Raw genomic sequence first — 14749 nt, forward strand, 5'->3', positions numbered from 1 at the left:
TCGAATATTAGCCCTTCATCTGAGCAAAAGCATATTCCGCTGCATCAATAGTGCGTTGAATATCTTCTTTAGTGTGAGCAATAGACATAAAGCCTGCTTCAAATGCAGAAGGTGCAAGGTAGACACGTTTTTCTAGCATTAAATGGAAGAATTGTTTAAAGCGTTCAACATCGCAGTTCATCACATCTTGATAGCAAGTGACTTCTTTTGCATCCGTAAAGAACAGACCAAACATCCCGCCAACATGGTTTATAACCATTGGAATGCCCGCTTGTTGTGCTTTTTCAAGTAAACCATCAGCCAGCATTGTTGTTAGTTCATTTAATGTTTGATGAACACCGGGTTGTGATACTTCGTGTAAACACGCAAGACCTGCTGCCATTGCAATTGGGTTGCCTGATAAAGTACCTGCTTGATAAACAGGACCAATTGGTGCGAGTTTAGACATCACTTCCATATGTCCACCAAATGCACCCACTGGCATACCGCCACCAATGATTTTACCTAAGCATGTTAAATCAGGATCAACATCGTAATAAGCTTGTGCGCCACCTAATGCCACGCGAAAGCCAGTCATAACTTCATCAATAATCAGCAATGCACCAAACTCATCACATAATGCACGTAAGCCCGGTAAGAAGTCTGCTTTTGGTGGTACGCAGTTCATATTGCCCGCAACAGGCTCAACAATGATACAAGCGACTTCTTCAGGGTAATTTTCAAATGCTTGGCGTACAGAATTTAAATCGTTGTAAGTACAGGTTAAGGTGTGTTTTACAAAATCAGCGGGTACACCTGGTGAATTTGGTTGTCCCATCGTTAGCGCGCCAGAGCCCGCTTTAACTAATAGGCAATCTGCATGACCGTGGTAGCAACCTTCAAATTTAATGATTTTGTCACGACCCGTGTAACCACGAGCAAGGCGAATAGCGCTCATTGTCGCTTCTGTACCTGAGTTCACCATGCGAACCATGTCCATAGAAGGTACCAGTTCAGTGACTAGGTTTGCCATTTCAACTTCAGCAGCCGTTGGTGCGCCAAAGCTTAGGCCTTTTTGTACCGCGTCAGTAACAGCATGACGAATGGAAGGGTGGTTGTGACCTAAAACCATCGGTCCCCATGAGCCGACATAGTCAAGGTAAGCTCGTCCATCAACATCATAAATATACGCACCATTAGCACGTTCAATAAAAAGAGGGGTTCCACCTACACCGTTAAATGCTCTAACAGGTGAGTTGACACCGCCGGGGATCACTTGTTGTGCGAGATTATAAAGCGTTTCAGACTTGCTCATGTCAGACTCCTAATGATGGGTGAGCGTAAGATTAAGGCGTATTCTAAAGCACCACGCAGATGAAGCCAAATACACGACAACAACATTTTGATTTATCACTGTTATTGTGGGTGCGTGATTTATCGTAAAAAGCGATAGGTAGCAAAAAGTGTATTTTGTCCACAACAAACTTGAAGGTTATGAGCAGGTATTAGATAATCATCACATTATATCAGCAAGAAATATAAATTTTTGCTGGCTGTTTTTTTGCTGGAATACCCAGTCTGGAGTGAACAATGAGTGATGATATGGCTCTGCCGTTACAATTTACTGACGCGGCTGCAAATAAAGTAAAAGATTTGATTGCGGATGAAGAAAATCCAAATCTGCGTTTACGTGTTTATATCACGGGCGGCGGTTGTAGCGGATTCCAGTATGGTTTTACCTTTGATGATGCAATGAATGAAGGTGATATGACCATAGAAAAACAAGGCGTTGCCTTAGTGGTTGATCCGATGAGTTTGCAGTATTTAGTGGGCGGCTGTGTGGATTATACTGAGGGATTGGAGGGGTCGCGTTTTATTGTGACGAATCCTAATGCTAAGAGTACGTGTGGTTGCGGTTCCTCTTTCAGTATCTGATCCTTCTTTGGCGTCGTGGCTGTGCAGTAGTGCCACGGCGTTAGAGCAGTGCTCGTAATGCTCACATACTAATGTATGCTCCGCTTACTGTGCGCTGTCTGCCTTGTTGCACTGCTTGCTCGCTCACGACTTTTGTTTGTGAGAGTTTATTGGTTACTCTTTTCTTATCTTCTCTTCTCTTCTCTTCTCTTCTCTTCTCTTCTTTTCGTTATTTATTCTTTCTGAGCTTATTTCATAAAATCACTCTATGGGTGATATTTTTTCCTCTATTTAAATATATCTTCTGCGATACGCTAAATTTTAGGTGCGGATTTTTTGTCCTTTGAGAATAAAAATCGTAGTTTGCTTATTATTTTGAAAATAGGGTTATTTTTTCCTTATAAATCAACATTGTTACAAATTGAAACAAAATACACACTTTGTTACATATTAAAAATCCATGTACATTAGAACTGACTGGCTTTAGCGAGATTTCGGACATTTACGAAAGGTAATTGTATAAGTAAATACACTTATTTTAAGAAACGAAAGCAGTAAATAACGTGTGAACAATTATTTTACGCTAAGTCACTTATCCTACGAGGATACAACGTCCTTCTTTTCCGTCACCCCCTTTACTTCCCCTTAAAATTACTTAAGCTACTCTAATCAAATCGCGGTGCGCACTGGCTGATTTTTTGAAAAGGACATCAACAATAATAGTTTTGTTGAGAAACAATAACTGATAGTTAATTAAGGACTTGCCATGCCAACTCCCTGCTATATCTCCATTGAAGGAAAAACCCAAGGCAATATTACTGCGGGTGCATTTACGGCTGAATCAGTAGGAAATATTTATGTTCAAGGCCACGAAGATGAAATGCTGGTGCAAGCATTCTCTCATGTAGTGACTGTGCCCACTGACCCACAATCAGGTCAGCCTTCAGGTCAACGTGCGCATAAACCTTTCCGTTTTACGGTGGCGTTAAACAAAGCGGTTCCTCTGCTGTATAACGCATTAGCCTCGGGCGAAATGTTGCCAAAAATCACATTAAAATGGTATCGCACCTCGGTTGAAGGGAAGCAAGAGCATTTCTTCACCACCACATTAACTGATGCCACCATCGTGAATATCGATTGCCAAATGCCACATTGCCAAGATCCGACTAAGTCTGACTTCACTCAACTGATCGAAGTGTCTCTTTCTTATCGCAAAATTGATTGGGAACACACCGTTGCAGGGACATCAGGCTCTGACGACTGGCGTGCGCCACTCGAAGGTTAATTCTTCACACTTTATTTATGGGCTCTGTCATGAGCCCATTGTTCTCTGCATTTTTTGTCTTTTTTATTGCGTGTTTGTCACATTTAAATGGGAGCTTTTATGTCAACGAATGACGCTAACAATACCCCTAAACCTCGTTTGGTATTAGATGATCCGGCATCATCTCGCCCTTTTGAAATAGGGATGACATTCTCTGAACAGCAAGCTCGCATTAAAAAATACAGCGAATTACTCGACACCCTAGGAAAGGGATTACTTCATACAGGGTTAGTGTTTACTTGCCAAATTGGCGATTTACCTAAAAGCACTTTTCAAGTCACTCAGTTTGATTTAAACGAAGGATTATCAGAGCTTTTCACGCTTTCGATACACGCGGTGAGTGAGCAACGTGATATTGATTTTGCCAACCAATTAGGTGTGGCTTCATCATTAACTGTCAGTCGTGACGGTAAAACAATCCGCACGGTTCAAGGCTTACTGGCGAGTGCTGAACAAGGCAACACCGACGGCGTTAAAACGTGGTATCAATTTGTTATTCGCCCTGAAATGTGGGTGATGACGCTTAATCAAGATAGCCGTATTTTCCAACATAAAACGGTACCTCAAATTCTTCAGCAATTGCTAGATGAAGCGCATATCAAATATGACAACCAATTTTATCAACCTGAACTGCATCAAACTCGCCGCTATATCACGCAAAAGCGCGAATCCGCTTATGCCTTCTGGTGTCGTTTAGCGTTTGAAGAAGGGATCAATTTTTGGTTTGAAGAAGGGCCAAAACTGTTTTATAGCGACAATCATTTAGGTATGACGGCGGGGATCACGCTGACGTATAACCCACAAGCAGAAACCGATATTACGGATACCACTGCCACCACATGGCGCTATACCGAACGTTTATGCAGTGATGTGCGTATTGACAAAGATTATAACCCAATACGTCCTTCTTACCCGTTATCACAAAACACAACGGGTGACGTCCATCAACAACACCCTGTTTTTGAAAGCTATGGCCGTTTTCAAGAAGAGGCAGAAGCGCAGCCGCTAAATCAATTGCGCTATGAGCAATCTCAAAATTATCGTCAAACAGGCTCAGCAAGCACTAACTGTTTTGCGTTAATGCCGGGCAAAGTGTTTACCTTAACCCATCACCCAAGTGCGCGTATGAATTCGCGTTGGCAGGTGATCAGCGTTTCGCATCATGGCGTACAGCCCTCTGCGGATAACGGTGGCGGTGAGGGAACTCAACTTTCAAATAATGTCACTTTTATTCCCGGTACGCAGGAATGGCGACCGCCTTTTCATTATAAACCGCTGGCGGATGGTGATGAGTTGGCGACAGTCGTTGGCCCTGAAGGTGAGGAGATTTACACCAATGAACAAGGTGCGGTAAAAGTTTATTTTCATTGGGATAGACGCGGAAAGCCTGATCATAGTGGCTCGTGTTGGTTGCGAGTGGCACAGGGTTGGAATGGTGATGGCTTCGGATTTATGGCGATCCCTCGCATTGGACAAGAGGTGATTGTGTCTTATTTAAATGGCGATATTGATAGACCAATTATCACCGGTTGCACCTATAACGGTCGTAATGCTCCCCCACTTGATTTACCCAAAGAAAAAACCCGAACTACATTTCGTACCAAGACGCATAAAGGCACAGGATTTAATGAACTGCGATTTGAGGATGCAGGCGGACGCGAAGAAGTGTATTTACATGCGCAGAGGGATTTAAATATTCATGTGCAACATGATAGTCATTGGCATACACAGCATAATTTCAAGCACCGTATCGATAACCAACGTTTTACTGAAATTGCCGGTGACGATCACCTTATTATGAAAGGAACACAAAAATCCTTAATTGAAGGTGATGTTTCATTACAAATTAAAGGCGCAAAACATAGCAAAATTGATGATGAATTAATTGTCGAAAGTGGTATGGAAACCAGTTTTAAAAGTGGTGGAAAAATTATTCTTGAAGCCGGAACAGAAATTACCCTAAAAGTAGGAAGTAGTTTTATTCGTCTTACACCAAATGCAATTTTTACTTCTGGTAATTTAGATATCGGCTCTAGTGGCCCAGGTACGGGACAATCTCCAATTATTCAGCTTCCAGATGGCGTTATACCTTTTGAACAACCCCCTTATGCAATTAAGAAGTATTGTGCTTTAACTGCGAACGAAGCAGGTAGTTTATTCATAAAACCACCAAAGGAAGAAGAATAATGACATCCTTAACATGGACACAGTGGGTGAGTAATATTTCAAAGGGAGATATATATTTCTTTATTAATACATCACCTACATCTGATTCTATTAAACGGTTTTATAGTCATAATTGGGTAGATGAAGCTATTCCTTTATATCGAGGTACTGGACTTGATCATTTAACGGAAATAAGTCCTTGGTTAATTAAAATTAAATCAATATCCCTTTATCATTTAGCAAAAGAGTTAGATGAATGCCCATTAGAAGATAAATACTGGGGATGGGCATATCACAGTCACTTAAATTGGAAAGAACAAATTAAGCATTGGCAATATTATCAAATGGTTACAGTAGATAATGAGTTGGTGCATTTAAGGATCTTTGATCCTCGTATTGCTGAAATATTCTTACCTAACCTAAAAAAAGAAGATTGGCTATCATTAATGTATCCCATTAATGATATCTTTATTCCAGTTAATAAAGAGAGCTTATTTTTTGAATGTCCTAACGATATATTAAAAAGCAAAAAACACGATTTCCCATTAAAATACATACTTCCTTTCTATTTACTAGAGGCTTGGCGTAATTCACTATATGCAACTAATTTAGTTGTTGAGAACCTTATTCTTGATTTTTGGGAGGAAAATGGTGATCTCGCTTATTCACTTTTTTCGAGAGAGAATAATATAAGGGACATTATCTACAAATGGGTTTCTAATGAGAAGTTAAAAAATACAGACATCGCTTATTTGACTGATAAAAATTTATTAAATCATTTATTAAATATAAAATTAATTAACAAGGAAGAACTATAAATGACGGATAAAACGGATTGTATTGCCTGTGGGGAAAAATGGATTGAAATTCATCTTGTGGATGAGCTTAATAACCCCATATTGAATATCGAATATGAATTATATCAGGCTTTTGGTCCGATGAAAAAACCAAGAAAAGGAATAGTAAAAGCGAATGGGATCATTAGGGAAGAGGAATTGGCTGGTTTCCCTATTATCTTAAAGTTAGATACTCAAGCTTTAATAAAGGAAATGAGCACACGAAAATTAAGGCTACTTAGAGGAGAAAATAATTCCATTATTAAAGCGGAAGCAGAGGCAAAAAAATATACTTACCGCTATACAACAATTGGTGCTTTATGCAGAGATCAAATTGATATTGATAATAAAGGGTATCAGGATGAATATCCTTTTTATCATTTTCCTAAAGATGAAGCTTTTCAAGGGATCCCGATTTCTAAGTTTAATACCACAACAGTAATTGAAATTTGCCCATTTAGGGCTTGGTCTTTGATTCTTCATCATACTGAACAATATTCTATGATTAATGCTTATAATTTAGGAATTTTAAGCCAACTTTCCTATAAAGATAATAATATTGGTAATGCTAACTCAATAAGTTGTTTTTTTGAACGACAATGCTTGGATTTAAGTCGTTATCCTGTCGTCAGGGAGAAAGAAATTAATGCTCAATACCCCGCTATTGTTATCGATGTGCCTTTTGAAGAACGTTATGACAAAGTGGTTTTTTTAGATACTGAAGATAAAATAAAGCATGGTTCTAAAGCCGAAGGAAGTACCCAACTGTTTTATGTTCAAAATAAAGAACAATTCATTGTTGCTTGGAGAGGATCTCAGGAGGGAACTGATTGGGTTGATGATTTTACCTATCGAGCGAAAGATATTAAAACCCACGCTCCAGAATTTAATCTAAATGGCAAAATGCATAAAGGTTTTTTAGACGCTTATCAATTAGGGAAAAATTTCTTTCCTAGTGATTTTGATGAAATGAAGAAAAAATCAAAAGGAAAAAGATTATTTATCTGTGGTCACAGTTTAGGGGGAGCATTAGCTTTAGCTCATGCCACTGAATTACATAAAAATACACCGTTACTTTATACTTATGGTGCTCCTAGATTATTTACGATTTCTGCGCTTGAGCAGTTACCTAAGTTTACTCATTATCGCCATATTAATAATAACGATATTGTGCCTAGGGTACCACCAGAGGCAAGTCTAGATAATTGGTTATTTAATATCTATGGGTATTTGGGCAATATCATAGGTGGTATTACATCAATTATTGATTTATTGGGACAGAAAGCTATCACTCAATATGGAGAATATTATTTACATCATGGTAATCCCATTCTTTTTTATGAAGCATATAACTTAATTGAAAATTATGAAGAAAAGGTACCTACTGCTACAAATACATGGCGATTCAGTTATTCTAAAAATAATAGTACCAAGCTTTATATTGTTCCTGAGATAGATAAATTGGCACTGAATGACTCAATGAATCTACAACAAGAATTTATGAGTAACTTAAATGAAAATGATAAAAATAATCTTTTCCCTGAACAAAAAAATCCAGAAAGTAATGGTGGAACCAGTGTAACAGATCATTATATGGGAAGAGGTTATTTACCTTTCTTGCATGATCAACTTTTAGAATTAGTAGATAGTGCTAAAACACCACAACGTTTACAATCACGAGAATTATTTAAAATTGCTTTAGATAAAAAGGTTGATATTATCAATCCTAACCCTTATAAAAAGCGAACTTTAGAAATAGATAGGCAGCGTAATTTATATTTTTTAGATTTACAACAAAGTATGAATAATTCTCTTATTCCAATGCAATCAAATCCTAAAGAAATGGATATGCTAATGCAATTTAAGGAACAAACACATGAAATATTTAATCAATAAATATCCTATTTTTATCTTTGGCGTTGCAGTACTATTTTTAACTAGTTGTAATATATTAACACCCCAAATAGACAGGACATTCTCCCCTCCTGAAAATGGTAGAACAGTAAAAATTACCGTCGACGTACCCGATGTTGCGGAACTTTCACCGATGAAGGTTATGTACCGTTCAAATCTTTGCCGAAAAACATATAATAATAATGAAGTGCCTACATATACTGTTTCTGGTTTTAATAGTGAGATAGTTTTGTTAGGAAAAGAAGGTAATAGCTCATTATATAGTGCAGAAATCCCTTATAGAGGAGGTGGGAAATGTGATTGGCAATTAAGTAATGTCACGTTAAGAATGGCATTAAAACATAATGATAATTTTTATAAAGATATTAACAAGATAGTAGGAAGTGGTGTTATTATCATTTTTGATAATAATCAACCTCAACGAATAGGAAAGAAACCTGTTAATAAAAAAGGTGATTTTGATATTATATCTGATTATTTTCCTTGGATTGATACACCTTTTAAAAATGATAAGAACATTAGCTTATGGTTATATGGCGAAGAGCTTTATCTTTATTATAAATCTCGCGATGCTCAGAAAATCACCTGGAAACCCATCATTCATAGCGATATAGTCGTTTACTCTGAATACCCAGCAGAGCGTAGAACTGAAGGCATAAGTACAATATATTCTTATCCAGATGGCACAAAAAAATCAAATAGAGATGGAAAGCCAGATTATAAAAAATTACTTTCCTTAATTAAAGAATAATTTTTAAAATTAAAAATAGAAAAAATATGTAGCATAATTCAAGGACGAAAAATTATATTAAAAAATGATACCAACAATACAAAAGGAACCGTATTAAGCGGTTCTTTATTAGCAAAGCAAACACATGAAATTGCCTGTTTAGGTGATGAAGTCTATTGCCCTGCTTGTCAGCAAAAAGGCAAAATAATAGAAGGGGATACTATGATGAAAATAAACAATATCCCTGTCGCGTTAGAAGGACATAAAGTGCAATGCGGTTGTTTAAAGGGTTGTGTATTAGTAGCTATTGAGTAATTAATCATTTTTATGGAAAGATAATGGCAAGTTTATTTAGTGGTACAAATAATCCTCATAAGATAGAAATGAATCTTTTTAAGGAAGATAATGATAATTATAACTCAAGTGTTAAGTTAAAAGACTTTGATTTTTTAAATGAATTGAATGAAGATGAATGTGAAATTGATTCTCCTAATAGAAATATTATCAAGAATATGGCTATTCCCATTTTTATTGTACTTTTTTTTAGTTTTATTTACTTATTACATGATAAATGTGAACGAATTTATTATGGAACAATAAGATTTGAAGAAAGTGTGAAAATATATGAGAAAGATTATGATAAAGAATATTCAGTAGTTAGCAATAGTTGGAAAGAAATATATGATGCATACAAGCCATATTTTAACCAAAAAGTTACTTATTGGGATTACCTAAAAGCGTATTATTCTGGTGATTTTTATCAAGGAACAAAAAATGCCATCTATCAAGATCTTGCATTATTTTCTATGCCATTAATTGGAATGATATTAATGGGGCTGATTATTTTCTATATGCCTTGGGTGGTATTAAAAGTAGATAGAAAACGGCAAATTCTTTATGTCTGGAATTCCAAACAGTTATTAGTAACGCGTTATTGTGATGCGGAATTTGGTTATGCGGGTACATTAATGTTCTTAAAACTTTATTGTCTTGATAAAAAAACAGGAAAATTAATAGAAGGCTATTTTAAACCCAATATTTCATACTCAACAGGTCTTTTAGTGAGTAGAACGGCTGAAAATAAGCATTTTGTGACTTTTATTAATACGTTCATGAAAGAAGGTCGAGATGCAATTAGCCAGACTAATTATAGTCGAAGAAAACCGCTATTTTGGTTTAATAAAAACCCACTCCCTGCTGATTTTGAACAACAAATAAGTCGTATTTTAGCCGAAATCGATAAAAAGAAAGTAAAAAATGCGTAGCACAATCCAAGGACGAAAAATCATTTTAAAAAATGATACCACCAATACTAAAGGAACCGTATTAAGCGGTTCTTTATTAGCAAAGCAAACGCATGAAATTGCCTGTTTAGGCGATGAAGTCTATTGCCCTGCTTGTCAGCAAAAAGGCAAAATTATTGAGGGGGATACCATGATGAAAATAAACACTATTCCCGTCGCGTTAGAGGGGTATAAAGTGCAATGCGGCTGTTTAAAGGGTTGTGTATTAGTGGCAATAGAATAATGAATAAATACGTTATCGATAAGCTATTTCTTTTATCTATCGCGGTGATGGGGTTACTTTTAACTGGCTGTAATATATTAACACCCCAAATAGACAGGACATTCTCCCCTCCTGAAAATGGTAGAACAGTAAAAATTACCGTCGACGTACCCGATGTTGCGGAACTTTCACCGATGAAGGTTATGTACCGTTCAAATCTTTGCCGAAAAACATATAATAATAATGAAGTGCCTACATATACTGTTTCTGGTTTTAATAGTGAAATGGTTTTGTTAGAAAAAGAAGGTAATAGTTCATTATATAGTGCAGTAATCCCTTATAGAGGAGGTGGGAAATGTGATTGGCAATTAAGTAACATTACTTTAAATCTAAATTTAAAAAACAATGAATATTTTTCTAATAGTATCATTGATGTAGTAGGTGCTGGAGTTATTATTATATTTGATAATAATCAGCCTCAAAGAATAGGCGAAAAACCTATTAATAAAGAAGGTGATTTTTATATTTCTTCTCATTATTTTCCTTGGGTCAATAAACAATATGAAAATGATAAAGGAAATATTTTGTGGCTATATGGAGAAAAACTATATTTTTATTATAAATCACGTGGTGCTAAAGAAATTACTTGGAGGCCAATTATACATACTGATGTGACCGTTTATTCTGAATATCCTGCAGAGCGTAAAACAAAAGGTATCCAACGAACATTTTATTACTCTGATAGTACAAAAGAAGTTAATAATGAGTCAAAACCAAATTATAAAAAGTTATTATCTCTAATTCAATCATGATTCTATAAATTAAAATGTTGAAAACATGCGTAGCACAATTCAAGGACGAAAAATCATTTTAAAAAATGATACTACCAATACTAAAGGAACCGTATTAAGCGGTTCTTTATTGATAATTAATATAGATTGATATCCCGATGGAACAAAAACATAAACTCAGTGATCATTGTGAATCACTATTACAAACAGAAACACCAAAAATGACTCAATATCAAGCTGGTGCGCTTGATTTTGTGGAAAAAATAGATAATTTACGATTAGTCATACGCCATGCTTTTTCTAATGGCAGGACTATGTTAGCGATCCCTTTTGTTATCGGTTTACTTTGGGCTTTCAGCTATGGCGTTAAAACAATTTATATTGAACCTTGGAAGCAAACTGAAAAAAGATTTCTAAATAGTTTAGAATATAAAAGAAGTTTAATAAGCGAGCAGTTTTTTATTTCAAAAAAAAGAGAAATAAAAGAGTCTTATGAAGATATTTATATAAAAAATGGCCACCTCTCTTTTTTTGATTTTTGGCATTATAATTACTATAACAATGACTTTCTATACAAAAAAAGTATTGCTCTTGAATTATTCTTATCTTTAGCCCCTCTATTATGTTCATTACCAATGATCTATTTTGGATTTATTGCAAGAAATCGACCTTATCTAATATGTGATCGAGAAAAACAATTATTTTATACTTGGGATATGAAAATGAATGTTTATGTTGCTAAATATTCTCAAATTAATTTTTCAGATATGAAACCAACATTAGCATTTATTTTATATCGAGTTGATGAAAATAATAAGTTGATAGAACATAAATATTATCCAAACTTAACGATGTTTAGTTTTTTAGGAGAAGGAAGTAGTAATGATAAAGCATGGGGATTAGGATATATTACCAAATATTTATTTTATGGATTAGCTCCTTTGATTGAAGGCAAGTACACAAGAAAAAAATATTCTATTTTTAGAGAAGCGCCTATTCCCAAAGATCTTGATAAACAAATAGAACAACAAGTTGTTTTGGTTGATAAAGAGCTGCCACCTTGTAAAGAAATAGAAGATAAATTATCGGAAGCAATTAAGCATTCTATTTAGATTTTTTAGCTAAGTTTACTGTTAATAGTTTATAAAAGGATATATAAACATGCGTAGCATAATTCAAGGACGAAAAATTATATTAAAAAATGATACCAACAATACAAAAGGAACCGTATTAAGCGGTTCTTTATTAGTGAAACAACTTTATGAAATAGCTTGCCTTGGTGATGAAGTCTATTGCCCTGCTTGTCAGCAAAAAGGCAAAATAATAGAAGGGGATACTATGATGAAAATAAACACTATTCCCGTCGCATTAGAGGGGCATAAAGTGCAATGTGGTTGTTTAAAGGGTTGTGTATTAGTGGCAATAGAATAATGAATAAATACGTTATCGATAAGCTATTTCTTTTATCTATCGCGGTGATGGGGTTACTTTTAACTGGCTGTAATATATTAACACCCCGAATAGACAGGACATTCTCCCCTCCTGAAAATGGTAGAACAGTAAAAATTACCGTCGACGTACCCGATGTCGCTGAGCTTTCACCAATGAAGGTTATGTATCGTTCAAACCTTTGCCGAAAAACATATAATAATAATGAAGTACCTACATATACTGTTTCTGGTTTTAATAGTGAAATGGTTTTGTTAGAAAAAGAAGGTAATAGTTCATTATATAGTGCAGTAATCCCTTATAGAGGAGGTGGGAAATGTGATTGGCAATTAAGTAACATTACTTTAAATCTAAATTTAAAAAACAATGAATATTTTTCTAATAGTATCATTGATGTAGTAGGTGCTGGAGTTATTATTATATTTGATAATAATCAGCCTCAAAGAATAGGCGAAAAACCTATTAATAAAGAAGGTGATTTTTATATTTCTTCTCATTATTTTCCTTGGGTCAATAAACAATATGAAAATGATAAAGGAAATATTTTGTGGCTATATGGAGAAAAACTATATTTTTATTATAAATCACGTGGTGCTAAAGAAATTACTTGGAGACCAATTATATATACTGATGTGACCGTTTATTCTGAATATCCTGCAGAGCGTAAAACAAAAGGTATCCAACGAACATTTTATTACTCTGATAGTACAAAAGAAGTTAATAATGAGTCAAAACCAAATTATAAAAAGTTATTATCTCTAATTCAATCATGATTCTATAAATTAAAATGTTGAAAACATGCGTAGCACAATTCAAGGACGAAAAATCATTTTAAAAAATGATACTACCAATACTAAAGGAACCGTATTAAGCGGTTCTTTATTAGCAAAACAAACACATGAAATTGCCTGTTTAGGCGATGAAGTCTATTGCCCTGCTTGTCAGCAAAAAGGCAAGATAATTGAAGGGGATTCCATGATGAAAATAAGCAATATTCCAGTCGCGTTAGAAGGGCATAAAGTGCAATGCGGCTGTTTAACGGGTTGTATATTGGTGGCTATTGAATAACTAATTATTTTTATGGGAATATAATGACAAATTTATTTAGTGGTACAAATCATCCTCATAAAATAGAAATGAATCTTTTTAAGGAAGATAATGATAATTATAATTCCAATATTAAATTAAAAGACTTTGAGTTTTTAAACGAATTGACTGAAGATAAATGTGAAATTGATTCACCTAATAGAAATCTTATCAAGAATATAGCTATTCCTATTTTTATTGTGCTTTTTTTTACTCTTATTTATTTATTACATGATAAATATGAAAAAATTTATTATGGGAAGAGGGGGTTTATTGATGATGTTATTTTGGTTGAGAATAAATATAATAAGAATAACTTAGAATTAAGTGAAGATTGGGTAATTGTATTTAATAAATACAAGCCATATTTTAACCAAAAAATTACTTATTGGGATTACCTAAAAGCGTATTATTCTGGTGATTTTTATCAAGGAACTAAAAATGCCATCTATCAAGATATCGCATTATTTTCTATGCCATTAATTGGAATGATATTAATGGGGCTGATTATTTTCTATATGCCTTGGGTGGTATTAAAAGTAGATAGAAAACGGCAAATTATTTATGTCTGGAATTCCAGACAGTTATTGGTGACACGTTATTGTGATGCTGAATTTGGTTATGCGGGTACATTAATGTTCTTAAAACTTTATTGTCTTGATAAAAAAACAGGAAAATTAATAGAAGGTTATTTTAAACCCAATATTTCATACTCAACAGGTCTTTTAGTGAGTAGAACGGCTGAAAATAAGCATTTTGTGACTTTTATTAATACGTTTATGAAAGAAGGTCGAGATGCAATTAGCCAGACTAATTATAGTCGAAGAAAACCGCTTGTTTGGTTTAATAAAAACCCACTCCCTGCTGATTTTGAGCAACAAGTAAGCTGTATTTTAGCCGAGATCGATAAAAAGAAAGTAAAAAATGCGTAGCACATTTGACTAAAGAAAAATAATAAATATATAGAAGGGATTGAAAATGGTTAGAGTCAATAAAGTTTTAAAATACATTGAAAAAGAAGTAGTTAATAAAACAATTAGAGATGTCTCTGATA

16 protein-coding genes are annotated in these 14749 nt (G+C 34.7%); 15 read left to right on the forward strand and 1 reads right to left on the reverse strand.

All coding sequences use genetic code 11. The features are described 5' to 3' along the window. Positions 1-7: 7 nt before the first annotated feature. Positions 8-1294, reverse strand: coding sequence for a glutamate-1-semialdehyde 2,1-aminomutase (hemL, locus tag LW139_RS04170; protein WP_109407918.1), 1287 nt, complete (start codon positions 1292-1294; stop codon positions 8-10). A gap of 275 nt (positions 1295-1569) precedes the next feature. Here hemL and erpA point away from each other — a divergent pair, with 275 nt between their 5' ends. The 15 genes from erpA (at position 1570) to LW139_RS04245 (ending at position 14627) form a co-directional block, all read left to right on the forward strand. Further along, the gene (gene erpA, locus LW139_RS04175; protein ID WP_006534944.1) at positions 1570-1914 is read left to right on the forward strand and encodes an iron-sulfur cluster insertion protein ErpA; all 345 of its coding nucleotides are present in this window, start codon (positions 1570-1572) and stop codon (positions 1912-1914) included. A gap of 745 nt (positions 1915-2659) precedes the next feature. Further along, the gene (locus LW139_RS04180; RefSeq protein ID WP_036933014.1) at positions 2660-3178 is read left to right on the forward strand and encodes an Hcp family type VI secretion system effector; all 519 of its coding nucleotides are present in this window, start codon (positions 2660-2662) and stop codon (positions 3176-3178) included. A 99-nt stretch (positions 3179-3277) separates the two neighbouring features. After that, complete coding sequence (locus LW139_RS04185) at positions 3278-5404, forward strand: type VI secretion system Vgr family protein (protein WP_247850653.1); 2127 nt, start codon at positions 3278-3280, stop codon at positions 5402-5404. Then, positions 5404-6201, forward strand: a complete 798-nt coding sequence (locus LW139_RS04190) for a DUF4123 domain-containing protein (protein ID WP_247850654.1) — start codon at positions 5404-5406, stop codon at positions 6199-6201. Before LW139_RS04185 ends, LW139_RS04190 begins: the two co-directional genes overlap by 1 nt. Next, positions 6202-8115 (forward strand): lipase family protein, encoded by a 1914-nt coding sequence (locus LW139_RS04195; protein WP_247850655.1) that lies wholly within the window; start codon positions 6202-6204, stop codon positions 8113-8115. Beyond that, positions 8096-8884: a hypothetical protein gene (locus tag LW139_RS04200; protein ID WP_166539544.1), complete on the forward strand. Its 789-nt coding sequence runs from the start codon at positions 8096-8098 to the stop codon at positions 8882-8884. Before LW139_RS04195 ends, LW139_RS04200 begins: the two co-directional genes overlap by 20 nt. 24 nt (positions 8885-8908) lie before the next feature. Then, the gene (locus LW139_RS04205; protein WP_227336939.1) at positions 8909-9178 is read left to right on the forward strand and encodes a PAAR domain-containing protein; all 270 of its coding nucleotides are present in this window, start codon (positions 8909-8911) and stop codon (positions 9176-9178) included. A gap of 23 nt (positions 9179-9201) precedes the next feature. Beyond that, the gene (locus LW139_RS04210) at positions 9202-10128 is read left to right on the forward strand and encodes a hypothetical protein (RefSeq protein WP_247850657.1); all 927 of its coding nucleotides are present in this window, start codon (positions 9202-9204) and stop codon (positions 10126-10128) included. After that, positions 10121-10390 (forward strand): PAAR domain-containing protein, encoded by a 270-nt coding sequence (locus LW139_RS04215; RefSeq protein WP_247850658.1) that lies wholly within the window; start codon positions 10121-10123, stop codon positions 10388-10390. The genes LW139_RS04210 and LW139_RS04215 overlap by 8 nt, the downstream gene beginning before the upstream one ends. After that, entirely contained in the window at positions 10390-11181 is a 792-nt protein-coding gene (locus LW139_RS04220; protein WP_167395470.1) for a hypothetical protein, read from the forward strand. Before LW139_RS04215 ends, LW139_RS04220 begins: the two co-directional genes overlap by 1 nt. Positions 11182-11318: 137 nt before the next feature. Then, positions 11319-12272, forward strand: coding sequence for a hypothetical protein (locus LW139_RS04225; protein ID WP_247850659.1), 954 nt, complete (start codon positions 11319-11321; stop codon positions 12270-12272). Positions 12273-12321: 49 nt separating this feature from the next. Then, the gene (locus tag LW139_RS04230) at positions 12322-12591 is read left to right on the forward strand and encodes a PAAR domain-containing protein (RefSeq protein WP_247850660.1); all 270 of its coding nucleotides are present in this window, start codon (positions 12322-12324) and stop codon (positions 12589-12591) included. Beyond that, a complete protein-coding gene (locus LW139_RS04235; RefSeq protein ID WP_247850661.1) occupies positions 12591-13382 on the forward strand; it encodes a hypothetical protein in 792 nt (263 codons plus the stop codon). Before LW139_RS04230 ends, LW139_RS04235 begins: the two co-directional genes overlap by 1 nt. A gap of 25 nt (positions 13383-13407) precedes the next feature. Further along, positions 13408-13677 (forward strand): PAAR domain-containing protein, encoded by a 270-nt coding sequence (locus tag LW139_RS04240; protein ID WP_109407908.1) that lies wholly within the window; start codon positions 13408-13410, stop codon positions 13675-13677. Between the two features lie 23 nt (positions 13678-13700). Next, a complete protein-coding gene (locus LW139_RS04245) occupies positions 13701-14627 on the forward strand; it encodes a hypothetical protein (protein ID WP_247850662.1) in 927 nt (308 codons plus the stop codon). Positions 14628-14749 lie beyond the last annotated feature (122 nt).

The organism is Proteus vulgaris, assembly GCF_023100685.1.
Classification (GTDB): Bacteria; Pseudomonadota; Gammaproteobacteria; order Enterobacterales; family Enterobacteriaceae; genus Proteus.

What these genes read in the sequence shown, in the direction of transcription:
- LW139_RS04230 (WP_247850660.1), top strand. Translation starts at nt 12,322, where the DNA reads ATGCGTAGCATAATTCAAGGACGAAAAATTATATTAAAAAATGATACC.
- LW139_RS04190 (WP_247850654.1), top strand. Translation starts at nt 5,404, where the DNA reads ATGACATCCTTAACATGGACACAGTGGGTGAGTAATATTTCAAAGGGA.
- LW139_RS04200 (WP_166539544.1), top strand. Translation starts at nt 8,096, where the DNA reads ATGAAATATTTAATCAATAAATATCCTATTTTTATCTTTGGCGTTGCA.
- LW139_RS04240 (WP_109407908.1), top strand. Translation starts at nt 13,408, where the DNA reads ATGCGTAGCACAATTCAAGGACGAAAAATCATTTTAAAAAATGATACT.
- erpA (WP_006534944.1), top strand. Translation starts at nt 1,570, where the DNA reads ATGAGTGATGATATGGCTCTGCCGTTACAATTTACTGACGCGGCTGCA.
- LW139_RS04225 (WP_247850659.1), top strand. Translation starts at nt 11,319, where the DNA reads ATGGAACAAAAACATAAACTCAGTGATCATTGTGAATCACTATTACAA.
- LW139_RS04195 (WP_247850655.1), top strand. Translation starts at nt 6,202, where the DNA reads ATGACGGATAAAACGGATTGTATTGCCTGTGGGGAAAAATGGATTGAA.
- LW139_RS04220 (WP_167395470.1), top strand. Translation starts at nt 10,390, where the DNA reads ATGAATAAATACGTTATCGATAAGCTATTTCTTTTATCTATCGCGGTG.
- LW139_RS04185 (WP_247850653.1), top strand. Translation starts at nt 3,278, where the DNA reads ATGTCAACGAATGACGCTAACAATACCCCTAAACCTCGTTTGGTATTA.
- LW139_RS04235 (WP_247850661.1), top strand. Translation starts at nt 12,591, where the DNA reads ATGAATAAATACGTTATCGATAAGCTATTTCTTTTATCTATCGCGGTG.
- LW139_RS04180 (WP_036933014.1), top strand. Translation starts at nt 2,660, where the DNA reads ATGCCAACTCCCTGCTATATCTCCATTGAAGGAAAAACCCAAGGCAAT.
- LW139_RS04215 (WP_247850658.1), top strand. Translation starts at nt 10,121, where the DNA reads ATGCGTAGCACAATCCAAGGACGAAAAATCATTTTAAAAAATGATACC.
- LW139_RS04210 (WP_247850657.1), top strand. Translation starts at nt 9,202, where the DNA reads ATGGCAAGTTTATTTAGTGGTACAAATAATCCTCATAAGATAGAAATG.
- LW139_RS04245 (WP_247850662.1), top strand. Translation starts at nt 13,701, where the DNA reads ATGACAAATTTATTTAGTGGTACAAATCATCCTCATAAAATAGAAATG.
- hemL (WP_109407918.1), bottom strand. Translation starts at nt 1,294, where the DNA reads ATGAGCAAGTCTGAAACGCTTTATAATCTCGCACAACAAGTGATCCCC.